The sequence below is a fragment of the Cyanobium sp. NS01 genome, from assembly GCF_014280235.1.
Taxonomy (GTDB): Bacteria; Cyanobacteriota; Cyanobacteriia; order PCC-6307; family Cyanobiaceae; genus NIES-981.
Map to the genome: position 1 here is coordinate 1764567 of NZ_CP047940.1, position 22089 is coordinate 1786655.

Annotated in this window: 24 protein-coding genes; 9 read left to right on the forward strand and 15 right to left on the reverse strand. The window is 69.1% G+C overall.

Annotation, left to right across the window (positions count from 1 at the left end):
* Window positions 1–64 precede the first annotated feature (64 nt).
* Window positions 65–193 (forward strand): hypothetical protein, encoded by a 129-nt coding sequence (locus CyaNS01_RS14785; protein WP_255460158.1) that lies wholly within the window; start codon window positions 65–67, stop codon window positions 191–193.
* A 22-nt stretch (window positions 194–215) separates the two neighbouring features.
* Here CyaNS01_RS14785 and CyaNS01_RS09155 read toward each other — a convergent pair whose 3' ends face one another.
* The 4 genes from CyaNS01_RS09155 to CyaNS01_RS09170 all read right to left on the reverse strand — a co-directional run bounded on the left by CyaNS01_RS09155 (window position 216) and on the right by CyaNS01_RS09170 (window position 2111).
* Window positions 216–572, reverse strand: coding sequence for a hypothetical protein (locus CyaNS01_RS09155; RefSeq protein WP_186696820.1), 357 nt, complete (start codon window positions 570–572; stop codon window positions 216–218).
* Complete coding sequence (locus tag CyaNS01_RS09160) at window positions 569–817, reverse strand: hypothetical protein (protein WP_186696821.1); 249 nt, start codon at window positions 815–817, stop codon at window positions 569–571. Before CyaNS01_RS09160 ends, CyaNS01_RS09155 begins: the two co-directional genes overlap by 4 nt.
* A gap of 105 nt (window positions 818–922) precedes the next feature.
* Window positions 923–1543 (reverse strand): DUF4335 domain-containing protein, encoded by a 621-nt coding sequence (locus CyaNS01_RS09165; RefSeq protein WP_186696822.1) that lies wholly within the window; start codon window positions 1541–1543, stop codon window positions 923–925.
* Window positions 1544–1550: 7 nt separating this feature from the next.
* On the reverse strand, window positions 1551–2111 hold the full coding sequence (locus CyaNS01_RS09170) for a DUF3038 domain-containing protein (RefSeq protein WP_186696823.1): 561 nt from the start codon (window positions 2109–2111) through the stop codon (window positions 1551–1553).
* Window positions 2112–2152: 41 nt separating this feature from the next.
* Here CyaNS01_RS09170 and CyaNS01_RS09175 point away from each other — a divergent pair, with 41 nt between their 5' ends.
* Window positions 2153–2677, forward strand: coding sequence for an adenine phosphoribosyltransferase (locus CyaNS01_RS09175; protein WP_186696824.1), 525 nt, complete (start codon window positions 2153–2155; stop codon window positions 2675–2677).
* Window positions 2678–2691: 14 nt separating this feature from the next.
* Here CyaNS01_RS09175 and CyaNS01_RS09180 read toward each other — a convergent pair whose 3' ends face one another.
* The 5 genes from CyaNS01_RS09180 to dapB form a co-directional block, all read right to left on the reverse strand.
* Window positions 2692–2904 carry a DUF2949 domain-containing protein gene (locus tag CyaNS01_RS09180; RefSeq protein ID WP_186696825.1) on the reverse strand — a complete coding sequence of 71 codons (213 nt, stop codon included), beginning with the start codon at window positions 2902–2904 and terminating at the stop codon, window positions 2692–2694.
* 25 nt (window positions 2905–2929) lie between these two features.
* The gene (locus CyaNS01_RS09185) at window positions 2930–4120 is read right to left on the reverse strand and encodes an FAD-dependent monooxygenase (RefSeq protein WP_225875602.1); all 1191 of its coding nucleotides are present in this window, start codon (window positions 4118–4120) and stop codon (window positions 2930–2932) included.
* A gap of 96 nt (window positions 4121–4216) precedes the next feature.
* On the reverse strand, window positions 4217–4462 hold the full coding sequence (locus CyaNS01_RS09190; RefSeq protein WP_186696826.1) for a high light inducible protein: 246 nt from the start codon (window positions 4460–4462) through the stop codon (window positions 4217–4219).
* A 112-nt stretch (window positions 4463–4574) separates the two neighbouring features.
* Entirely contained in the window at window positions 4575–5222 is a 648-nt protein-coding gene (locus CyaNS01_RS09195) for a hypothetical protein (RefSeq protein WP_186696827.1), read from the reverse strand.
* Between the two features lie 34 nt (window positions 5223–5256).
* On the reverse strand, window positions 5257–6138 hold the full coding sequence (gene dapB / locus CyaNS01_RS09200) for a 4-hydroxy-tetrahydrodipicolinate reductase (protein ID WP_186696828.1): 882 nt from the start codon (window positions 6136–6138) through the stop codon (window positions 5257–5259).
* Window positions 6139–6241: 103 nt separating this feature from the next.
* Here dapB and CyaNS01_RS09205 point away from each other — a divergent pair, with 103 nt between their 5' ends.
* Window positions 6242–10249, forward strand: coding sequence for a magnesium chelatase subunit H (locus tag CyaNS01_RS09205; RefSeq protein ID WP_186696829.1), 4008 nt, complete (start codon window positions 6242–6244; stop codon window positions 10247–10249).
* Between the two features lie 25 nt (window positions 10250–10274).
* Window positions 10275–11045, forward strand: coding sequence for an SDR family NAD(P)-dependent oxidoreductase (locus CyaNS01_RS09210; protein WP_186696830.1), 771 nt, complete (start codon window positions 10275–10277; stop codon window positions 11043–11045).
* Here the strand turns inward: CyaNS01_RS09210 and folP are convergent.
* From folP to CyaNS01_RS09225, 3 genes are read right to left on the reverse strand one after another with little or no spacing between them, the layout of a single operon-like run.
* On the reverse strand, window positions 11042–11884 hold the full coding sequence (folP, locus tag CyaNS01_RS09215; protein ID WP_186696831.1) for a dihydropteroate synthase: 843 nt from the start codon (window positions 11882–11884) through the stop codon (window positions 11042–11044). The genes CyaNS01_RS09210 and folP overlap by 4 nt on opposite strands.
* A gap of 3 nt (window positions 11885–11887) precedes the next feature.
* The gene (gene tpiA / locus CyaNS01_RS09220; protein WP_186696832.1) at window positions 11888–12628 is read right to left on the reverse strand and encodes a triose-phosphate isomerase; all 741 of its coding nucleotides are present in this window, start codon (window positions 12626–12628) and stop codon (window positions 11888–11890) included.
* Between the two features lie 45 nt (window positions 12629–12673).
* Window positions 12674–12883: an RNA-binding S4 domain-containing protein gene (locus CyaNS01_RS09225; RefSeq protein ID WP_186696833.1), complete on the reverse strand. Its 210-nt coding sequence runs from the start codon at window positions 12881–12883 to the stop codon at window positions 12674–12676.
* 24 nt (window positions 12884–12907) lie between these two features.
* Here CyaNS01_RS09225 and CyaNS01_RS09230 point away from each other — a divergent pair, with 24 nt between their 5' ends.
* Genes CyaNS01_RS09230 through CyaNS01_RS09240 form a run of 3 tightly spaced genes read left to right on the forward strand, consistent with a single transcriptional unit; the run spans window position 12908 to window position 15295 of the window.
* A complete protein-coding gene (locus CyaNS01_RS09230) occupies window positions 12908–14692 on the forward strand; it encodes an ABC transporter ATP-binding protein (RefSeq protein WP_186696834.1) in 1785 nt (594 codons plus the stop codon).
* The gene (locus CyaNS01_RS09235; protein WP_186696835.1) at window positions 14689–15051 is read left to right on the forward strand and encodes a hypothetical protein; all 363 of its coding nucleotides are present in this window, start codon (window positions 14689–14691) and stop codon (window positions 15049–15051) included. Before CyaNS01_RS09230 ends, CyaNS01_RS09235 begins: the two co-directional genes overlap by 4 nt.
* 22 nt (window positions 15052–15073) lie before the next feature.
* Window positions 15074–15295, forward strand: a complete 222-nt coding sequence (locus CyaNS01_RS09240) for a DUF6447 family protein (protein ID WP_186696836.1) — start codon at window positions 15074–15076, stop codon at window positions 15293–15295.
* Between the two features lie 31 nt (window positions 15296–15326).
* Here the strand turns inward: CyaNS01_RS09240 and CyaNS01_RS09245 are convergent, their stop codons facing one another.
* From CyaNS01_RS09245 to carB, 3 genes are all read right to left on the reverse strand, one after another.
* Window positions 15327–16691, reverse strand: a complete 1365-nt coding sequence (locus CyaNS01_RS09245; RefSeq protein ID WP_370561820.1) for an alanine/glycine:cation symporter family protein — start codon at window positions 16689–16691, stop codon at window positions 15327–15329.
* Window positions 16692–16788: 97 nt separating this feature from the next.
* On the reverse strand, window positions 16789–17505 hold the full coding sequence (locus CyaNS01_RS09250; RefSeq protein ID WP_186696838.1) for a DUF3386 domain-containing protein: 717 nt from the start codon (window positions 17503–17505) through the stop codon (window positions 16789–16791).
* A gap of 44 nt (window positions 17506–17549) precedes the next feature.
* The gene (carB, locus tag CyaNS01_RS09255; protein ID WP_186696839.1) at window positions 17550–20870 is read right to left on the reverse strand and encodes a carbamoyl-phosphate synthase large subunit; all 3321 of its coding nucleotides are present in this window, start codon (window positions 20868–20870) and stop codon (window positions 17550–17552) included.
* Window positions 20871–20995: 125 nt separating this feature from the next.
* On the opposite strand from carB, the gene CyaNS01_RS09260 reads away from it, so the two are divergent.
* Window positions 20996–21631 (forward strand): DUF3318 domain-containing protein, encoded by a 636-nt coding sequence (locus CyaNS01_RS09260; protein WP_186696840.1) that lies wholly within the window; start codon window positions 20996–20998, stop codon window positions 21629–21631.
* Window positions 21624–22082 (forward strand): ribosome silencing factor, encoded by a 459-nt coding sequence (gene rsfS, locus CyaNS01_RS09265; protein WP_225875603.1) that lies wholly within the window; start codon window positions 21624–21626, stop codon window positions 22080–22082. Before CyaNS01_RS09260 ends, rsfS begins: the two co-directional genes overlap by 8 nt.
* Window positions 22083–22089: the final 7 nt, after the last annotated feature.

Sequence of the window (22089 nt, forward strand, 5' to 3'; positions counted from 1 at the left end):
CAGCTTCAGAGCCAAACAGACAAGGAACGACACAGCCGCTCAGATGGCAGGCTGAGAGCATCCCTTGCCCGCCACTCCCATGGCCCAGGAGCCCCCCCAGCGCCCCGCCTGGCTCAACTGGCTGTTTCTGGCCGCCTTTCTGTGGTCGAGCTGGCAGCTGGCCGGCCTCTGGTTTTCGCGTCTGCACGGCTGAACCGGGGCCTCGCCGCCGGGGTTCAGGAGCGGCGCGGCAGGCAGGCCCGCACGAGCCGCACCACACCCCCCACCACCAGCACCAGCGCCCCCAGGGTCACCACCACCAGCAGCACCACGGCGAGCAGCTGCACAAACCCCAGCAGGAAGGTGCTCACGCCCTCGATCAGGTGGACCGTGGCCTCGCTGAGCAGCAGAAACGCATCCAGCCGGGTGGGGATCTGCAGCAGCCCCGCCAGCAAGCCACAGCCCAGGGCGCCCAGCAGCAGCCCGGAGCCGAACTGCCGCAGCCGCGTCGGCCGGTTCCTGCGCCGGAACACCTTGCGCGGACCACCCGGTTTCTGGGGGAGCTGCAGCAGGGGGCGGCGGGAGGAGGTCATGCCTCAAGGGGGTGGCCGGCGCCACGCATCCAGCGCTCGAATTCCATCAGCACCAGCTCGTTGGGGCAGTCGATCAGATGCAGACCGCCCACGGAGCAGTCGCCCTGGCCACCGTGATGGAGGGTGAGCCGAAACGTCTCGCCGCTGAGGCCACAGACCTCGGGGTCGCTGCGCACCACCACATCCAGCGTGGCTCCCAGGCGCGCCACCCGGATCCGCAACTCAGACCAGCTCAGTGTCGTCATCGGCGGGCAGAGCAAGCGGAGAGAACAGGACGAAAGACCGCGCCCTGAGGCCGAGCCCACCTGAATCCTGGCCTCAGTGTGACCAGCCAGGCGCCGGCGTCAAGCTCAGGGGCTGGGACGGGGCTCAGGCGAGGGGTCTGGCTCAGCGGCCGGGGCCTGTGGGGCAGCCGTGGGCTGGGGACGGGGTTCGGGGAGCAACAGGCTCACTCCCGCCGCGAAGGCCAGGGCCACGGCACCGCCCAACGGAGCCGCCAGGCGCTGGCGCCGCGGCAACCGCCCCTGCACCTCCCGGGGCTTCAGGGGCTGGGGCGCGGGCAGATCCAGGGGCATCTGCAGGCGCGGGTCGAGGCGCAGCTGGTCGAGCACCCGCACCAGATCCGCCAGCTCGGCGTCATCCAGTCCGATCGTGAGAGGCGGGGTGTCGGGCTGGCTGCTGCGCAGCAACAGGGTGTGGGTCGCCCCTGCGGGGCCAATTTCCACCGGCAGGGGCGGGCCGCCGAAGCGGCGGCGCACGCCGCTGATCAGGTGGCGGGCATAGGGCAACACCACCTGCATCAGAGCCAGCAGGTGCTCCTTGCGCCCCTCCAGCTCCGGCCGGCCGGCCCAGCGCAGGCTCCAGCCGGTGATGATCCCGATCGCCTCGCCCCGCTGCCCGACCGACACGTCGGGCAGACCCTCCACCTGCAAGCGGCAGCTGAGTTGTTCAAAGCGCAGGGTCTGTTTCATGGTGGGCTCAGCCGCCGGGGTCCATCAGGCTGGCGCGCACCCGCTCGAAGCCGCCGATGCCGCCGCCCAGGGCCAGGGTCTGCACCAGCTGATACCGCTGGGGGGCCCCCAGCACGGGATCCAGCAGCCGCTGCACCCCCACCCGGCGGGGATTCATGCGTTCGTTGAGCAGGGCCGCGAGGCGTCCCTGGAACAGCTGCCAGCGCTGCTCGCGCACCTGGGGCGATTCGGACTCCGACAGCAACGCCCGCAGCAGGGGGTAGAGGCGGTCGGCCAGGGCGCAGAGGATGCGGATCAGGGCGTCTGTCTCGGCCGGATCGAGCTCGCCGCGGCGGGTGGTGCGGCGCAGGGGGTTGTAGCAGCGCCGTTTCCAGAGCTCCACCCGGTTGGGGAACAGGCCGGTGAAGCCCATCTCTTCGCTCATCCACACCATCGCCTCGCCGCCGTTGAGGTCGAGGGCCTCCACGCTCAGCAGCAGCAGGTCGAGCCGCTCCAGTCCCCGCCGGGGCAGCCTGGTCTGCTCAGCGGGCCGGGGCGGGGCTGGCGGTGCTGCAGCAGGGTCGCTCATGGCTGCGATGATGCCAGCTCCCGCCCCCCTTCGTCACGCCGATGGCCGTTGATCTGCGCCGGTTCGTGCGCGACGTGCCCGACTTCCCCAAGCCCGGCATCCTGTTCCGCGATCTCACGCCGCTGATGCGCGATCCCCAGGGCTGGCAGGAGGTGATCCGCCAGCTGGAGCTGGCCGCCACGGCGCTGCAGCCGGATCTGATCGTGGGCATCGAATCGCGGGGCTTCATCGTGGGCATGGCCCTGGCCACCCGCCTGGAGCTGGGCTTCGTGCCGGTGCGCAAGCCCGGCAAGCTGCCCGGCGCCGTGACCGGGGTGGACTACGCCCTCGAATACGGCAGCGACCGGCTCGAAATCTGCAGCGATGCCCTCCAGGGCAGCCCCAGGGTGCTGGTGGTGGACGATCTGCTCGCCACCGGTGGCACCGCCGCCGCCTGCGCCGAACTGGTGAGCAGTGCCGGGGGCGAGCTGTGCGGCTTCAGCTTCGTGGCCGAACTGGCTGGTCTGGCCGGCCGCAGCCGCCTGCCCGAGGCCCAGTCGATCACCTCGTTGATCATTTACGACTGAGATCAGAGCCTGGCCTAGAGGTTGCTGTCCTGCCAGCTCCACACCTGCTCGAGCTGCTCCAGGCTGATCAGGCCGTAGCGCCACAGCACCGCCGGCAGGGGCGCCTGCTCCAGCTGGGACTGCTTGATGCCGAGCGCCAGGGCGCTCTCGCTCAGGCCCAGCTGGTTGCGCAGATAGCGCAGCAGGGCCTGGGGAGGCGGCGACTGGGGGCTGGAGCTGATGACCATGGTCAGGGCGTCATCAGCAGAGACCTCACCATGGCTGGCAGGGGCCGTGGGTCATGGCCCCCAGGCTGAGCCGGCGCAATGGAGCCAGTGAGGCCAGCCCCGCCAGGCCCAGCCGCCGCAACGGCAGCAGCAGCCTGGCACGGTTGGAGAACAGGCGCATCAGCAGATCGGTGGCCGCCAGGGTGAGCAGCAGGTCGGGCCAGCGGCGGCGGCCATAGGCCGCCGGCAGCCGTTCGGGCCGTAGCCGCCCGGCGGTGGCCCGCCGGGCCAGGCGGTGCAGCACGGCCACATCGCGCCAGCAGAGATTGAGCCCCTGGCCACCCACGGGATGGCAGCGGTGGGCGCTCTCCCCCACCAGCAGCGTGGTGCCGGAGCTCAGCCGGCGGGCCAGCAGCAGACCCACAGGAAAGGCCCTCGGCTGATCCAGCAGTGCATCGGGCTGCAGGTTGCCCGGGAGGCTGGCGGCCAGCACATCCAGAAAGGCATTGGAGCCCAGGCTCTCCAGCCGGCGACAGCGGCCACTGGCCGCGCTCCACACCATCTGGGCCTGGCCGGCCGCCAGCGGCAGCACGGCGAAAGGTCCCTCAGGCCGGAACAGCTCCCAGGCCTCATCGGCGGCGGCGCCGCGCAGGGCCACCTGGGCCGTGAGGCAGCTCTGGCGGTAGGTGTGCTGCCACACGCCGATGCCCAGGGCCTCGCGGTGGGGGGAGTGCGGACCATCGGCGGCCACCACCAGATCGGGGGCCTCGCGGCCCGCCTCGGCCTCCAGGCAGGCAGCGGGCTCCAACACACTCCCCAGCTGCAGGGACACCGCCGGGTGGGCCTGCAGCCGCGCCAGCAGCAGTTCCATCAGGGGCCGGTGCAAGCCCACCCAGCCCACGGCGGCTCCGGCACCACGGCGCAGGGCCGGGGCCAGATCGCCCAGCCCGAACGGCACCGCCGCCCCCACCGCCTGATCACAGAGCAGCAGGCGCCGAAACGGCACCATCACCTGCTGCAGGGCCCCCCAGAGGTCGAGCTGCTCCAGCAGGCGCCGGCTGGCGTGGCTGAAGGCGTAGGCCCGCTGGCGGCTGCAGAGCTGCTCGGCGTCCAGGGGGTCAGTCAGGGTCACCTGCCAGCCAGCCTCGGCCAGGGCCAGGGCACTGAGGGAGCCGGTGGGGCCGGCCCCGTGCACCAGGGCCCGATAGGGGGTGTTCGCCATCGCGGAGCCGGCCATGAAAAAAGCCGCAGAACAGTCTGCGGCTCAGGGAGAAAGGATGCTCAGAGAGCCGCGCTCAGAAAGGCGCCCTCAGAGCAGCGCCAGCAGATGGGATCAGCCGATGCCCAGCAGGCCACGGGTGAACGCTTCGCCGCCCAGGGCCAGCTCGGTGGCGAGCAGGGCAATGAAGCCCAGCATGGCCATGCGGCCGTTCAGCTTTTCGGCACGCTCATGGAAACCCCAGCCGCTCTCGGGGCTCACCACTTCCATGCGGGGCTCGCTGGCGAAGGCGTTGAGGCGGCCACCGTCTTCGGTGGTCACGGTGGCGCCGCGGATGATGGCGGGATTGGCTTGGGTCATGCGGGAACGTCGTTCACTGCATGAAATGTAACACATTGTTGCGCTGTGTGACGAGCTGTTGCTCCGGGGCTGGCTGATCTGGCGGCCCTGGGCCGTCCTGGTCGGCTCGCCCCTACCTCAGGCGCCGCAAGCACAGCTCCTCAAAGGCCGGCTTGAGCAGGAAGGGATACTCGCCCACCCACAGCTTCAACTGGGGCAGCCAGGCGTCGGTGATGGCGCCGATGCGGGAGAAGTCGCGTCGCTCGCTCAGCACCAGCAGCCGCACCACCTGGCCGCGCCGGATCAGCTGATGCTTCTTGTCCATCGGAAAGCGCAGCTTGCCCAGGTAGCCCTCTTCGTCTTCCAGCTCCAGCGTCAGCCAGGTGCGGCGGTTCTCCACCAGCTCCAGCCGCCCCCCCTTGTCGGCCTGTTCGCGCCGGTTCTCCACCACCTCGGTGGTGTAGAAGTCGCCCACCTGGCCCTCGAAGATCGCCGCGGCGGGGTATTTGCGCAGGATGGCGTTGCGGCGGCCGGCCTCCAGGATCGGCCCCCACAGCATGTAGAGCAGGAACACGAAGCCCGTCACCAGCATGATCGGGCCGGCCTGGCTGGAGAACAGCAGGGTCTGGCTCACCAGCAGGCTGATCACGCCCCCGATCACCGAGATGAAGAAGCGCTGCAGCAGCTTGCGGGGCGAGCCGCTGCAGGCGTTGAACTGGGGGCCGGTGGCCACCGCCGGAATCAGCCTGGTCAGCTCCCCCGGCTTCAACGGAATCAGCATCGCCCCACCCTGCCGGGCCTGAACCTGGCGCCCATCACAGCAGGCGCTCCAGGCCATACACCAGGCCCGGCAGCGACCGCACCCGCCGCACCGCCAGCAGCACCCCCGGCATGTAGGCGGCCCGCTCGATCGTGTCGTGGCGGAGCGTGTAGGTTTCGCCCGGCGCGCCGAACATCACCTGCTGGTGGGCCACCAGCCCGGGCAGGCGCACCGCATGCAGGCGCAGACCGCTCTCGCGCTGGCCACCGCGGCAGCCGGCCAGGCTTTCGTGCTCCTCCACCTGCAGGGGATTGAAGCGTTTGCCCAGCTCCTCCATCAGCTCGGCCGTCTTGATGCAGGTGCCGCTGGGGGCATCGGCCTTGCGGTTGTGGTGCAGTTCGGTGAGCTCGGCGAAGTCGTAGAAGCGGGCGGCGGCGGCGGCGGCCTGCTGCAGCAGCACCATGCCCACCGAGAAGTTGGGAATCACGGCGCCGCCGATCGAGGCCTTGCCCGCAAACACCGCCAGATCGTTGAGCTGCTCCGGGCTCAGCCCCGTGGTGCCGATCACCGGGTGCACGCCATAGGCGATGGCGCCGCGGGTGTGCTCATACACCACCTTCGGATGGGTGAAGTCCACCAGCACCGCCCCCTGGCCGGGGCCGTCCTGGCGCACCAGCTGGCTGGCCTGGCAGAGGCAGCCCTCGAAGTCAGCCGTCACGGCCACCTCCAGCTCGCCCAGGCCCAGCTCCAGACCCACATCGGCACCCTCCTTGCCGGGGGTGGTGTCGATCGCCCCCACCAGGCGGCAGTCGGGCGAAGCCAGCAGGGCCCGGATCACCTCGGCGCCCATGCGGCCGAGGGCGCCGGCCACCACCACCGCGATCGAGGCGGGGCTGCTGGACGCTGCGGTGGGGGCACTGGCGGCGGTGCTGGTCATGGCCTCGAAACCGTTCTCATCAACGCTTGCTGCAGAGCCTATGGGGCAGCCACCGCCCCAGGGAGAGGGTTCGTAAACTCAGCCCACCCACTTTCACGCCCGCATGTTCACGCAGGTCCGCTCCGCCAACCGTCGGGTCAGCCCTGCCGCCTCCCATTGCGGTGCGGTGATGAAGGCCGTCTACGTTGTGCTGGAGCCCCAGTACCAGAACGCCCTCACCCAGGCAGCCACGGCGCTCAACGACCAGAACGGTCCCCTGGCGATCGAGCTGAGCGGCTATCTGATCGAGGAGCTGCGCGATCCCACCAACTACGCCGACTTCTGCGCCGATGTGGCGGCGGCGGATGTGTTCATCGCCTCGCTGATCTTCATCGAGGATCTGGCCCAGAAGGTGGTGGAGGCCGTGGCCCCCCACCGCGACAAGCTCAAGGCGGCCGTGGTGTTTCCCTCCATGCCGGAGGTGATGCGGCTCAACAAGCTGGGCACCTTCTCGATGGCCCAGCTGGGCCAGAGCAAGAGCGCCATCGCCGGCTTCATGAAGAAGCGGAAGGAGGCCGGCGGCGCCGGTTTCCAGGACGCGATGCTCAAGCTGCTCAACACCCTGCCCACGGTTCTCAAGTACCTACCGGTGGAGAAGGCCCAGGACGCCCGCTCCTTCATGCTCAGCTTCCAGTACTGGCTGGGCGGCACGCCGGACAACCTGCGCAACTTCCTGTTGATGCTGGCGGACAAGTACGTGTTCCCCCGCGGCAGCGGCAGTGAGCGGGCGGCGGTGGCGGTGGCCGAACCGGTGGTGTTCCCCGACCTGGGCATCTGGCACCCCCTGGCGCCGTCGATGTTCGAGGACCTCAAGGAATACCTCAACTGGAGCGCCAGCCGCACTGATCTGAGCGAGAAGGCCCGCAGCGGCCCGGTGATCGGCCTGGTGCTGCAGCGCAGCCACATCGTCACCGGCGACGAGGCCCACTACGTGGCCGTGATCCAGGAACTCGAATACCGCGGCGCCACCGTGATTCCGGTGTTCTGCGGCGGCCTCGACTTCACCCGTCCGGTGAACGCCTTCTTCTACGACCCGCTCAAGCCAGGCAGCCCCCTGGTCGATGGGGTGGTGTCGCTCACCGGCTTCGCCCTGGTGGGTGGTCCGGCCCGCCAGGACCACCCCAAGGCGATCGAGGTGCTCAAGAGCCTCAACCGCCCCTACATGGTGGCCCTGCCACTGGTGTTCCAGACCACCCAGGAATGGGAGGAGAGCGACCTGGGCCTGCACCCGGTGCAGGTGGCCCTGCAGATCGCCATCCCCGAGCTCGATGGCGCCATCGAGCCGATCGTGCTCAGTGGCCGCGATGACGCCACCGGCAAGGCCCACACCCTGCAAGACCGGGTGGAGGCGATCGCCGAGCGCTCGATCCGCTGGGCCTCCCTGCGCATCAAGCCCCGGGCCACCAAGAAGCTGGCAATCACTGTGTTCAGCTTCCCGCCCGACAAGGGCAATGTGGGCACCGCCGCCTACCTCGATGTGTTCGGCTCCATCCACCGGGTGATGGAGGAGATGGCAGCCCAGGGCTACGACCTCGGCAGCCTGCCCCGCACGCCGAAAGAGCTGATGGAGTCGGTGCTGCAGGACCCCGAAGCCCTGGAGGGTGCCCCCGAACTGGCCATCGCCCACCGCATGAGCGTGGCGGAGTACGAGCAGCTCACCCCCTACTCCGAGCGGCTGGAGGAGAACTGGGGCAAGCCCCCCGGCAACCTCAACTCCGACGGCACCAACCTGCTGATCTACGGCCGCCACTTCGGCAACGTGTTCGTGGGGGTGCAGCCCACCTTCGGCTACGAGGGCGATCCGATGCGGCTGCTCTATTCGCGCAGCGCCAGCCCCCACCACGGTTTTGCCGCCTACTACACCTACCTGGAGAAGGTGTGGGGCGCCGACGCCGTGCTGCACTTCGGCACCCACGGCTCGCTGGAGTTCATGCCCGGCAAGCAGATGGGCATGAGCGACACCTGCTACCCCGATTCCCTGATCGGCGCCCTGCCAAACCTCTATTACTACGCCGCCAACAACCCCTCAGAAGCCACGATCGCCAAGCGGCGCGGCTACGCCGAAACGATCAGCTATCTCACGCCACCGGCCGAAAATGCCGGCCTCTACCGCGGCCTCAAGGAGCTGGGTGAGCTGGTGGGCTCCTACCAGCAGCTGCGCGAGAGCAGCCGCGGCGTGCAGATCGTCAACGCGGCGGTCGAAACCGCCCGCCAGTGCAACCTCGACAAGGACGTGGCCCTGCCCGATGGCGATGCCGCCGAGCTCGACCTGGCCGCGCGCGACGCGGTGATCGGCCAGATCTACCGCCAGCTGATGGAGATCGAGAGCCGCCTGCTGCCCTGCGGGCTGCACACCATCGGCAAGCCCCCCACCGCCGAGGAGGCCATCGCCACCCTGGTGAACATCGCCGCCCTCGAGCGCGAGGAGGACGGCCTGCGCTCCCTGCCAGCCCTGCTGGCCGAGAGCCGCGGCCGCACGATTGCCGAGGTCTACAAGGGCAACGACGACGGCGTGCTCGCCGACGTGGAGCTCAATCGGGAGATCACCGAAACCTGCCGCGCCGCCGTGGGGGCGATGGTAAAGGCCGTCACCGGCAGCGATGGCCGCGTCACCCTGCGCCGCAACTTCGCCTGGTTCTTCAACCTGCTGGAGCGCTTCGGCTTCAAGCTGCCCAGCCCCTGGCTGGGTGCCTGCTGCTCGGCCGGCTTCGCCCAGGTGAACCAGGCCGACCTCGATCAGCTGTTCGGCTACCTGCAGTTCTGCCTGGAGCAGATCTGCGCCGACTTCGAGATGCAGAGCCTGCTGCGGGCCCTCGATGGCGAATACGTGCTGCCGGGCCCCGGCGGTGATCCGATCCGCAACCCCGGCGTGCTGCCCAGCGGCAAGAACATCCACGCCCTCGATCCCCAGGCGATCCCCACCAAGGCCGCCATCGCCGCCGCCAAGGTGGTGGTGGACCGGCTGATCGAGCGCCAGAAGGCCGAACAGGGCACCTGGCCGGAAACGATCGCCTGCGTGCTCTGGGGCACCGACAACATCAAGACCTACGGCGAGTCGCTGGCCCAGATCCTCTGGTTCATCGGCGTGCGCCCGGTGGCCGATTCCCTGGGCCGCGTCAACAAGCTGGAGCTGCTCTCGCTCGAAGAGCTGGGCCGGCCCCGCATCGACGTGGTGGTGAACTGCAGCGGCGTGTTCCGCGACCTGTTCATCAACCAGATGGGCCTGATCGACCAGGGCGTGAAGATGGCCGCCGAGGCCGATGAGCCGCTGGCGCTGAACTTCGTGCGCAAGCACGCCCAGGAGCAGGCCGAGCAGGAGGGCATCTCCCTGCGCGATGCCGCCACCCGGGTGTTCTCCAATGCCAGCGGCAGCTACAGCTCGAACGTGAACCTGGCGGTGGAGAACAGCACCTGGGAGGAGGAGGATGAACTGCAGGAGATGTACCTCTCCCGCAAGACCTTCGCCTTCAACGCCGACAACCCCGGCGAGATGAACCAGAAGCGGGGCGTGTTCGAGTCGGCGATGAAAACCGCCGACGTGACCTTCCAGAACCTGGATTCCGCCGAGATCTCGCTCACCGATGTGAGCCACTACTTCGACTCCGACCCCACCAAGCTGATCGCCGGCCTGCGCGACGACGGCAAGGCCCCCACCAGCTACATCGCTGACACCACCACCGCCAACGCCCAGGTGCGCTCCCTGAGCGAAACGATCCGCCTGGATTCGCGCACCAAGCTGCTCAACCCCAAGTGGTATGAGGGCATGCTCAACTCCGGCTACGAGGGCGTACGGGAGGTGGCCAAACGGCTCAACTTCACCCTCGGCTGGAGCGCCACCAGCGGCGCCGTGGACAACTTCGTCTACGAAGACGCCAACGACACCTTCATCAACGATCCGGAGATGCGCCAGCGGCTGATGGAGCTCAACCCCCACAGCTTCCGCCGCATCGTGGGCACCCTGCTGGAAGTGAACGGCCGCGGCTACTGGGAGACCTCAGACGAGAACATCCAGCAGCTCCAGGAGATCTACCAGGAGATCGAAGACCGGATCGAGGGGGTCACGGCCCCCTGAGGTCCTGCCATCGGATCCCGCCACCATGAAGGCTTTTCGACTGGATGGCCAACGCGCCCTGATCTCAGGCGGCTCCAAGGGCCTGGGGGCGGCCATCGCCAGCAGCTTCGCCGAGGCCGGTGCTGACATCGGCCTGATCGGCAGGGACACCGACGGCCTGAACAGGGTCAAGGCCGTTGTCGAGAGCTACGGGCGCCACTGCTGCCTGATCGAAGCCGATCTCGGCTCGGTGGAGGGTGCCAGGCGCGCCGGGGAAACAGCCCTGGAGTTCTTTCCGCAATGGAATGTGCTGGTCAACAACGCCGGCATCGCCAGGCCCGCTCCGATCCTGGAGATCAGCGAAGCCGATTGGCAGCACACCTTCGCGGTGAACCTGCACTCGGCCCTGATTCTCTCCCAACACATCGTTCCCCAGATGATCAGCAGAGGCCGCGGCAAGGTGCTGAACATCTCGTCGTTGGGTGCCTTTCTTGGCACCCCTGGATTAGGCGCCTATGCCGCCTCCAAGGCCGCCATCAACCAGCTGACCCGAACCATGGCCGTGGAATGGGGGCCGGCCAATGTTCAGGTGAATGCCCTTTGTCCCACCGTGATCCTCACCGAGCTGGGCCATGAGCTCTGGGACAGCCCTGCCATGCAGGCAGCCAGACAAGCCAAGGAAAGCAGGATTCCGTTGCACCGCTTTGCAGAACCCGAGGAGGTGGCCCGGGTGGCCCTGTTCCTGGCCAGTGCCGCTGCTGATTTCATCCAGGGCGTGTGCCTGCCCCTGGATGGGGGCCTGCTGATCGCCCCCTAGGGCTCAACCCGCACGATCGCATCCACCATGCGGGCGGTCTGCACGATCGGCCCCACGTCGTGCACCCGCAGCACATCGGCGCCGGCGCTGATCGCCTGGGCGCAGACCGCCGCGGTGCCCCAGAGCCTGGCCCGGGGTCGGGGCTCCTCCAGCACTGCGCCGATGAAGCGCTTGCGGGAGGGGCCCAGCAGCAGGGGGAAGCCCTCCTGCCGCAGCGCCGCCAGCCCCCGCAGCAGGGAGAGGTTGTGCTCGGTGGTCTTGGCAAAGCCCAGGCCCGGATCCCAGATCAGCTGATCCGCCCGCACCCCCGCCGCCAGAGCGGCGTCGGTGGCCCGCAGCAACTCCTGGCGCACCTCCGCCACCACGTCGGTGTAGAGGGCCAGCCCATCCATGCTGCGGCTGTCGCCGCGGCTGTGCATCAGCACCAGCGGGCAGCCCGCCGCCGCCACCACCTGCAGCAGGGCGGGATCGCGTCGGCCGCCGCTCACGTCGTTGATCCAGTCGGCCCCGGCCTGCAGGGCGGCTTCCGCCACCGCGGCGCGGAAGGTGTCGATCGAGAGCAGCGGCCGGTTCGCCGGCAGCCGGCCCTCAAGCAGGGCGCGCAGCACCGGCAGCACCCTGGCGGCTTCCTCGGCAGCACCCACCTCGCTGGCGCCAGGACGGGTGCTCTGGCCGCCGAGATCGAGCACGTGCGCACCCTCGCGGCTCATGCGGACCGCCTGAGCCACGGCCGGCTCCAGATCCAGGTAGCGGCCGCCATCGCTGAAGGAGTCGGGGGTGAGGTTGAGCACCCCCATCACCAGCGTGCGCTCACCCCAGCGCGGCGGCTGGCTGGCCATGGCTCACACCGCCGCCGACACCCGGAAGTTGGCGATGCGCGCAAAGCTCTCGGGATCGAGCGAGGCGCCACCCACCAGCACGCCATCGATGTCGCTCTGGGCCATCAGATCGTCGATGGTGGCGGGGTTCACCGAGCCGCCGTACTGCACCGTGACCTCGGGGTTGCCCACCCAGCCGCGGATCAGGCCACAGATGCGGTTGGCCTCCTCGGCGGGGCAGGTCTTGCCGGTGCCGATCGCCCAGATCGGCTCGTAGGCCACGATCAGCCGCGACGGATCCACCGCCTCCAGCCCCTGCTCGATCTGGCGGTGGATCACCCGTTCGGTTTCCGCCGTCTCGCGCTGGTCGAGGCTCTCGCCCACACACAGGATCGGCACCAGCCCGTGCTTCTGGGCCGTGCGGGCCCGCAGGTTGATCTGCTCGTCGGATTCGCTGAAGTACTTGCGCGGCTCGCTGTGGCCCACGATCGCGTGGGTCACGGCATGCTCCACCAGCATCGGCGCCGACACCATACCGGTGTAGGCCCCCTGCTCCTCCCAGTGCACGTTCTGGGCGGCGATCGCCACGCCGGCGCCCTCCAGGTGGCGGCTCAGGGTGGGGATCGCCGTGAACGGCGGCGCGATCACCACCTGGCGGTCCCCCGGCAGGTCGGCGATCAGGGGCCGGAAGGCGGCAGCGAACTCCCGCGCCTGGGCGCAGGTCATGTGCATCTTCCAGTTACCTGCGATGACAGCCTTGGCCAAGGGTCCTCTCCCAGCGACGTGCTGCAAAAGCTAATGGGCCGCCTGTCAGCGGCCGTTGGCCGTGGGCGTGACGATCAGCTCGCGGCCGTCCACGCTCACCGCATCGCCGAGGGCCAGCTGGCGGCCCCGGCGGGTTTCGATCAGGCCGTTGACGCGCACATCACCGCGCTGGATGCGCAGCTTGGCTTCGCCGCCGGTGGCTGCCAGCCCCTGATATTTGAGGAATTGGTCGAGCTTCACGGCGAATCTGGCCATGGGGACGGGCGATAGCGTGCCTTGATGCCCGCACCGCCTCCGGACAGCCTGCCCCAGCTGCAGCGGACCTCTGCCCCCAGCCTGGCCGGCACGGTGCGACGGCTGTGGCCCCTGCTCAGACCCCACCGCCGGCGCCTGCTGGCCGGCGGCGCCTGCATCCTGGTGTTCGTGCTCTGCTGGCCTGTGCTGGCCTGGCTGGCGGGGCGGCTGATTCCGGCGATCGGCGCCGGTGATGTGGGGCTCACCCTGCAGTCGATCCTGGCCGCCCTGGCGGTGTTCATGGTGCAGAAGGCGGCCCAGTACGGCCAGGACACGCTGCTGGCCAACCCGGCCCTGCGGGTCAGCCAGGCCCTGCGCCAGCAGCTGTTCGCGCGGCTGCAGCAGCTCGACTTCAACGCCCTGGAGAAACTCTCCGCCGGCGACCTCACCTACCGCCTCACCGAGGATGCCGACCGGGTGGGCGAGGTGATCTACAAGACCATCCAGGACACCACCCCCAGTGCCCTGCAGCTGGTGGCGGTGCTGGGTTACATGGTGTGGCTCGACTGGCCCCTGGCCCTGGCCACCCTGCTGCTGGCCCCCCTGGTGGCCCTGCTGGTGAGCGGCTTCGGGGCGCGGGTGATGGGGGCCGCCGAGCGCAGCCAGGAGCAGGTGAGCGAGCTGGCCAGCCTGCTGGGCGAGGCCATCTCCGGGCTGCCGCTGGTGCGGGCCTTCGCCGCCGAGCCCTGGCTGCAGCGGCGCTTTGACCAGGAGATCGACCTGCACCGCCGGGCCCGCTACCGCACCCTGCGGCTGCTGGCCCTGCAGCATCCGGTGGTGGGATTCCTCGAGGCCGCCGGGATCCTGGCCGTGCTCTGGATCGGCGCCTGGCGGATCCAGTCGGGGCAGCTCGACAGCCAGGGCTTCAGCAGCTACGTGGCCGCCCTGCTGATGCTGATCGATCCGATCGCCCACCTCACCACCAACTTCAACGAATTCCAGCAGGGCCAGGCCTCCCTGCAGCGGCTGCGGGCGATCGAGAACGAGCCCGTCGAAACCCCCGACAGTCCCCAGGCGCAACCCCTGGGTCCGGTGCGCGGCGCCCTCCAGCTCGAGCAGGTGTGGTTCGCCTACGGCGACGGCGAGCCGGTGCTGCGCCAGGTGAGCCTGGAGGTGAAGCCCGGCCAGGTGGTGGCCCTGGTCGGCCCCTCCGGAGCCGGCAAGAGCACCCTGTTCTCGCTGCTGCTGCGCTTCAACAACTGCCAGCGGGGCCGGGTGCTGCTGGATGGCCACGACCTGGCCGACCTGCGCGCCCGGGAGCTGCGCCAGGCCGTGGCCCTGGTGCCCCAGCAGAGCAGCGTGTTCTCGGGCACGGTGGCCGAGGCGATCGCCTTCGGGCGGCCGGCCACCGCCGAGGCGATCCGCCAGGCGGCCCGCCTGGCCAACGCCGATGGCTTCATCAGCCAGCTGCCCCACGGCTATCAGAGCCGGCTGGAGGAACGGGGCCGCAACGTGTCCGGCGGCCAGCTGCAGCGGCTGGCGATCGCCCGCGCCGTGCTGGGCAATCCCGCCGTGCTGTTGCTCGATGAGGCCACCAGTGCCCTCGACGCCGAGGCCGAGGAGGCCGTGCAGGCCGGCCTGCAGACCGCCATGGCCGGCCGCAGCGTGCTGGTGATTGCCCACCGCCTCTCCACCGTGCAGAAGGCGGATCGCATCGTGGTGCTGGAGGCGGGCCGGATCGTGCAGCAGGGCAGCCACAATCAGCTGATGGCTCAGGACGGTCGCTACCGGCAGCTGTGCCGCCGCCAGTTCATCCACCTCGAACCATGACCGGCAGCCCCATCGGCTCGGCATTCGGCTGGGAATACCGCGTGATCCACATCGATGTGGAGAGCGGCAACCCGCCGGAGCCGCCCTCGCCCCAGAGCGACAGCGAGCGGCTGGGCGGCGCCCTCAGCCCTGAGTTCCTGGAGCGGGAGTTCCCCCAGCAGTACAGCCCCCTCAACAGCACCCCCCGGCACCCCGCCGAGCAGCTGCAGTTCTTCCTCAATGCCCTGGGCCGGGAGCACTGGGAGATGGTGGAGGCCGCCCAGGTGGGGCCGTTGCTGATGTTCGTGTTCAAGCGGCCCCTGGCAAGCGCAGGAGGGTCCCTTCGCGCTGATCCCGGGGCAGGTCCGTCCGTAACCTGAGGGCACCTCAGCGTTGCGCATCTTGACCTCCACCCCCCAGCAGCCTCCCGTCCTCACCTTCGAGGGCAAGCGCTACGACCTCAACAGCCTGCCCAGTGAGCTCAAGGAACTGGTGAAGGGCATGCAGGTGGCCGATGCCCAGTTGCGCATGCACGAGGACACCCTCAAGGTGCTGGCCGTGGGCCGTCAGGCCATGGCCAGCCAGCTGAACGACAAGCTCAAGGCGATTGCACCCCTGCCCTGAGCCCCTGCCCCGATCCAGCGGTGGCCCGCCCTCAGCTGCGGGCCTCCCCATCGAAGCGGTAGGCCCGGGTGAGCCGGAACACGGTGCCGGAGAGCAGCAGCAGACCGATCAGGTTGGGGATCGCCATCAGGCCATTGAGGGTATCGGCCACGGCCCAGACGGCGCCGCGGTCGCCGGCCACCGAGCCGATCACCACCACCGCCACCCACACCAGCCGGAAGGGCAGGATCGCCTTCACCCCGAAGAGATATTCGGTGCAGCGCTCGCCGTAGAAACTCCAGCCCAGCACCGTGGTGAAGGCGAAGACCACAAGCCCCACGGTGACCATCCAACCGCTGCCGGCGATGCCGATGTTGAAGGCACTGATCGAAAGATTGGCGCCGGATTCACCACTTTCATAGGCACCGGTGATGATGATCACCAGCGCGGTCATGCTGCAGATGATGATCGTGTCAATGAAGGTGCCGAGCATCGCCACCGTGCCCTGGCGCACAGGATCGCGGGTGCTGGCGGCGGCGTGGGCGATGGGCGCGCTGCCGAGGCCCGCCTCGTTGGAAAAGATGCCCCGCTTGAAGCCCATCAGGATCACCTGGGCCAGGGTGCCACTTGCCGCGGCCTTGCCGGTGAAGGCGTTGGAGAAAATCGTGCCGAAGGCGGCAGGGATCTCGGAAGCATTCGCCAGGATGATCAGGAGGCAGGCCACCACGTAGAGAATGGCCATGGTCGGCACCACAGCGGATGCGGCCTGGGCGATCCGGCTGATGCCGCCGATGATCACACCGAACACCAGCGCGCCCAGCACCACCCCCGTGACCAGACGCGGGATCCCCACGGTCTGCAGAGCACTCGAAACCTCAAAGCACTGCACACCGTTGCCGATTCCAAAGCCGGCAAGCATGCCGAACAGGGCAAAGAGGCCACCGAGCCAGGCCCAGCCAGGGCCAAGACCGTTGCGGATGTAATACATCGGCCCGCCCACATGGTTGCCGAGGGGATCCAACTCGCGGAAGTGCACGGCCAGCACGGCCTCCGCATACTTGGTGGCGATGCCGAAGATGGCGATCAGCCACATCCAGAAGACCGCCCCAGGTCCGCCAACGGCGATGGCACCGGCGACACCGGCGATGTTGCCGGTGCCGATCGTGGCCGAGAGCGAGGTCATCAGGGCCTGGAACGGCGAGATCTCACCGTCCTTGGCGGAGCCGGCGTGGCCCAATGTCATGCGCACGCCATAGGGGAGCCGCCGCAGTGGCATGAACCCCAGCCCCACCATCATCACCAGGCCGGTGAGGGCAATCAGGGTCACCGTGGGCCAGCCCCAGGCGAAGTTGTTGATCGGGGCGTTGATGGCCCTGATCGTGTCTTCAAGGCCGACGGGAAGTTGCCCCAGTGGCAGGGGGTTGCCAACAGGGGCGGTGGGAATACCCAAGGCGGAGCGCACGGTGGTGCGTGGATGGTGTCACAGGCAACGCCTTCGGGCAACGCAGCCGTGCTCAGCAGGCCTGAAGATCCAGAAACCTGAACAGCTGGCGGCTGGCCGGAGTCTCGCCATGGGCCTCGGTGGCCACCTCCCGCTCGCTCAGCACCCAGGGGCCCCCGTCGCAGAGGGGCACGAAGGTGTCGGTGAAGCGGCTGAGGCCGCCGCGGGCGGCGCCGGTGGCCGGATCGGCGTACTGGCTGGTGTAGGAGCGGCTCAGATAGCCAGCACCGGTGTGGGTCACCGACTCGGTGAAGATCGTCACCACCGTGCCGTGGATATGGCGGTGCACCATCGTCACCACGTCGTCCTTGATGCGGTAGCGGTCACCGCTGTTCTTGCCGCCCACGATCACCTCGGTGCCCACGGCATCGGTGCTGCCAGCCGTGAAGGTGTTGGCGCCGTGGGTCTGCTCAAAGCTGCGGCGCACCCGGTGGATCGCCACCTCCCAGAGCTGGGAGGCCATCGCCTTGTGGATCTCCTCGTCGGCGATGCCCTCCACCTGGGCCTTGAGGTCGGCGCCCACGCTGAAATGGCCCTCGGCGCGGCGATCAGCCTGCTCCCAGGAGCAGCGGCCCTTGTAGCCCGCGAAGCCGGGATCCCAGGTGTAGCGGTTCTCGTAGGCGGCGCGGAAGGCGGCGGTGCAGTCGCTGCCTTCTGGAATGGCGGCAACAGTCGTGCTGGCCGTCGTGGCGGCAGTGCTGGCGGAGCTGGTGGTGGCGGTCACGGGCATGGGCGCAGGGCCCCAACGCTACCCAGGTGAACGGCGGAGCTGGCTCAGACCCTCGCCATCGGATGGATGTCCTGCAGGGCCGTCACCGTCAGGTGTTGCTTCTGCAGGGCCCCGATCGCCTCCACGGCCGCCCGCGCTCCCGCCAGGGTGGTGAGGGTGGGCACGGCGTAGTCAAGGGCCGCCCGGCGCAGATAGGCGTCATCGAAGGTGGCCTGGCGGCCGATCGGCGTGTTCACCACCAGCTGGATGCGACCGGAGCGGATCGCGTCCTCGATGTTGGGCCGCCCCTCATGCACCTTGAGGATCACCTCCACCGCCAGGCCCTGCCGGGCCAGCACCGCGGCGGTGCCGGCGGTGGCGATCAGCTCGAAGCCCAGGTCGGCCAGGCCGCGGGCCACGGGCACCAGGGCCGGCTTGTCGCGGTCGTGGGTGGAGAGGAACACGCGGCCGCCGGTGGGCAGGCTCTCGCCGGCCCCCTGCTCGGCCTTGGCGTAGGCCATGCCGAAACTGGCGGCGAGGCCCATCACCTCACCGGTGCTGCGCATCTCCGGGCCCAGCAGGCTGTCAGAACCGGGGAAGCGCTTGAAGGGCAGCACCGCCTCCTTCACCGCCTGCAGCGGCGGCTGCGGCTCGCTGCTCAGGCCCAGCTCGTGCAGGGTGCGCCCCGCCATCAGGCGGCTGGCCACCTTGGCCAGGGGCACGCCGGTGGCCTTGGCCACGAACGGCACGGTGCGGGACGCCCGGGGGTTGGCCTCGATGATGAACACCCGCTCCGCCCCGTCCGGGCTGCGCTGCACGGCGAACTGCAGGTTGATCAGGCCGCGCACGTTCAGGGCCAGGGCCAGATCGCGACTCCAGGCGCGGATGGTGGCGAGGCTCTCCTCCCCCAGGCTCACCGTCGGCAGGCAGCAGGCCGAATCGCCGGAGTGGATGCCCGCCGGCTCGATGTGCTCCATCACGCCGCCGATCATCACCGTGCCGGTGCTGTCGCAGAGGGCATCCACATCCACCTCCACGGCGTTGTCGAGGTACTGGTCGATCAGCACGGGGTGGTCGGGCTCCACGGTCACGGCCTCGGCCATGTAGCGGTTGAGCTCCTGGGCGTTGAACACCACCTCCATGGCCCGGCCGCCGAGCACGTAGCTGGGCCGCACCACCACCGGGTAGCCCACCCGCTCGGCCACGGCCAGGGCTTCCGGCTCGCTGCGGGCCAGGCCGTTGCGGGGCTGGCGGATCTCCAGCCGCCGCAGGATCGCCTCGAACTGCTCGCGATCTTCGGCGGTGTCGATCGATTCGGGAGACGTGCCCCAGATGCGGGTGCCGGTGGCCTGGCCCTCGGCCGAGGCCAGCCAGCGCAGCAGGGGCAGGGCCAGCTTCAGGGGCGTCTGGCCGCCGAACTGCACGATCACGCCGGTGGGCTTCTCGCTCTCGATCACGTTGAGCACGTCCTCGAGGGTGAGCGGCTCGAAGTAGAGGCGGTCGCTGCTGTCGTAGTCAGTCGACACCGTTTCCGGGTTGCTGTTCACCATCACCGTGGCGAAGCCCTCGTCCTGCAGGGCAAAGGAGGCGTGGCAGCAGCAGTAGTCGAACTCGATGCCCTGGCCGATGCGGTTGGGACCGCCACCCAGGATCATCACCTTCTGACGACTCTCGGGCTGCACCTCATTCTCCGGGGGCAGCGCCGCCAGGCTGCCATCGGCGGCGATGCGCTCCAGCGGTCGCTCGTAGGTGGCGTAGTGGTATGGGGTGTGGGAGGCGAACTCGGCGGCGCAGGTGTCCACCGTCTTGAACACCGCATTCACCCCGAGGGCCTGGCGGTGCCGCCTCACGGCCAGCTGGTCGCTGCCGGTGGCCCAGGCGATCTGGGGATCGGAGAAGCCGAGCTGCTTGAGCCGCAGCAGGGGGCCGGCCTCCAGCTGCTCGAGACTGCGCCCCCGCAGCAGCTGCTGCTCGGCGCTGAGGATGCCGCGCAGCTTGGCCAGGAACCAGGGATCGATGGCGCTGAGGCGGTGGATCTCGGCGTCATCGAGGCCAGCCACCATGGCGGTGCGCACCGCGAAGATCCGCTCCGGCGTGGCCGTGCGCAGGGCCGCGTTCAGGGCGGCGGGCTCAGGGCTGGCATCAGGGCGGTCACAGCCCCAGCCGGCATGGCCGGTTTCCAGGGAGCGCAGGGCCTTCTGGAACGACTCCTCGAAACAGCGGCCGATCGCCATCGCCTCCCCCACCGACTTCATCGAGGTGGTGAGCACCGCCGGGCTGCCCTGGAACTTCTCGAAGGCGAAGCGGGGAATCTTCGTCACCACGTAGTCGATCGTGGGCTCGAAGCAGGCCGGCGTGGCGCCGGTGATGTCGTTGGTGATCTCGTCGAGGGTGTAGCCCACAGCCAGCCGGGCCGCCAGCTTGGCGATCGGGAAGCCCGTGGCCTTGGAGGCCAGCGCCGAGGAGCGCGACACCCGCGGGTTCATCTCGATCACCACCACGTCGCCGTTGGCGGGATTGATCGCGAACTGGATGTTGCTGCCGCCGGTGTCCACGCCGATCTCGCGGATGATCGCGATCGACTGGTCCCGCAGGCGCTGGTACTCCCGGTCTGTGAGGGTCTGGGCCGGCGCCACGGTGATCGAATCACCGGTGTGCACCCCCATCGGGTCGAGATTTTCGATCGAACACACGATCACCACGTTGTCGGCGGTGTCGCGCATCACCTCCAGCTCGAACTCCTTCCAGCCCATCAGCGACTGCTCGATCAGGATCTGGGAGACAGGGCTGGCCTCCAGACCGCTCTTGCAGATGGAGCGGAACTCCTCCGGGTTGTAGGCGATGCCGCCGCCGCTGCCCCCCAGGGTGAAGGCCGGCCGGATGATGCGCGGGAAGGTGCCGATCACCTCGCCCACCGACTCCGCCTCCTCGAGGTTGTTGGCGATGCCGGAGGGACAGACGGCCACGCCGATGCGCCCCATCGCCTCCTTGAACAGCAGCCGGTCCTCCGCCATGCGGATCGCCTTGAGATCGGCGCCGATCAGCTCCACGCCGTGCTCGGACAGGGTGCCGTTCTCGGCCAGGGTCACCGCCAGGTTGAGGGCGGTCTGGCCGCCCATGGTGGGCAGCAGGGCATCGGGCTTCTCGGCAGCGATCACCCGGGCCACCACCTCGGGCGTGAGGGGCTCGATGTAGGTGCGATCCGCCATGTCCGGATCGGTCATGATCGAGGCCGGGTTGCTGTTCACCAGCACCACCTCAAACCCCTCGGCCCGCAGCGCCTTGCAGGCCTGGGTGCCGGAGTAGTCAAACTCGCAGGCCTGACCGATCACGATCGGTCCCGAGCCCAGCAGAAGAATCCGCTTCAGGTCCGTGCGGCGGGGCATGGGCGTGGTCGGCGGCCAAACCCGATCAGGCTCTCATGCTCTGGTGGCCCCTGACGTTCAGCGCCAACCGAGCCAGGCCGCCATGGTGGCTAGGCTGCATGTTCTCCAGATGACCATTCCTGTCGATGAGCGAACTCCAGCGCCTCAAGGGGCTGCTGCCTCCGGAAATGCAGAGCTGGGTGTTCGTGGAAGCCGCAGCTTCGGTTGAACCTCCCCTGATCACCATCGAGGAGATCGGTCGCGATGAGATCGAGATCCAGGTGGACCTCGAAACCTGGGATGGCCTCGCCCTCGACCACCGCAACCTGCTGTTCTGGCACGAGGTGGGCCGGGTTCAGAACGACGCCGTGCCCCGGGACGGCTGGGAGATGGCGGCGCTGGCGATCGGCCTGGGCGGCGCCATCGGTGAGCTCTGGGTTCAGGATGGTCTGCTGCTGCTGATGGCCCTGGGCCTGTCGGGCTTCGCGGGCTACCGGCTCTACCTCAAGAACAACTCCGAAAAGCGGCTGCAGGATGCGATCAGCGCCGATGAGCGGGCGATCGATCTGGCCTGCCGCTTCGGCTACACCCTGCCCAACGCCTACAAGAGCCTCGGCGGTGCCCTCAAGGAGCTGGCCGAGCAGACCCGCAAGAAGAAGAAGCGCACCTTCTACGAAGACCGCCTCGAAGCCCTGCGCAAGAGCGCCGGCAAGGCCCGGGCCGAGATGGCCCAGCAACAGGGATCACGGCAGTCGGTCACGAGTGAAAACGTCTATGGCTGAGCCGATCAACGCCGCCCCATGGCCTCCGGCCGCGCCAGTGCCCGCGGCCCAGGCCACCGCCCCGCTCCACTCCCCCCGCGACCCCCAGACCGAAGCCCTGGCCCGGCTGGTGGCTGACGCCTGCGACGACCGCAAGGCCGTGGACATCCGCCTGATCCGGGTGGATGAGGTGTCGTCCCTGGCCGACTGGTTCGTGATCTGCAGCGGCCTCTCCGACGTGCAGGTACGGGCCATCGCCCGCTCCGTGGAAGACAGGCTCGAGGAGGTGGAGGGGCGCCTGCCCCTGCGCCGCGAGGGCCAGGCCGAGGGCCGCTGGGTGCTGCTCGACTACGGCGAGGTGATCGTGCACGTGCTCACCCCGGCAGAACGCAGCTACTACGACCTGGAGTCGTTCTGGGGCCACGGCGAACAGGTGCCCTTCGTAGGCTCAGCTGCAGATCTCAACGCCTGAGCGTGAC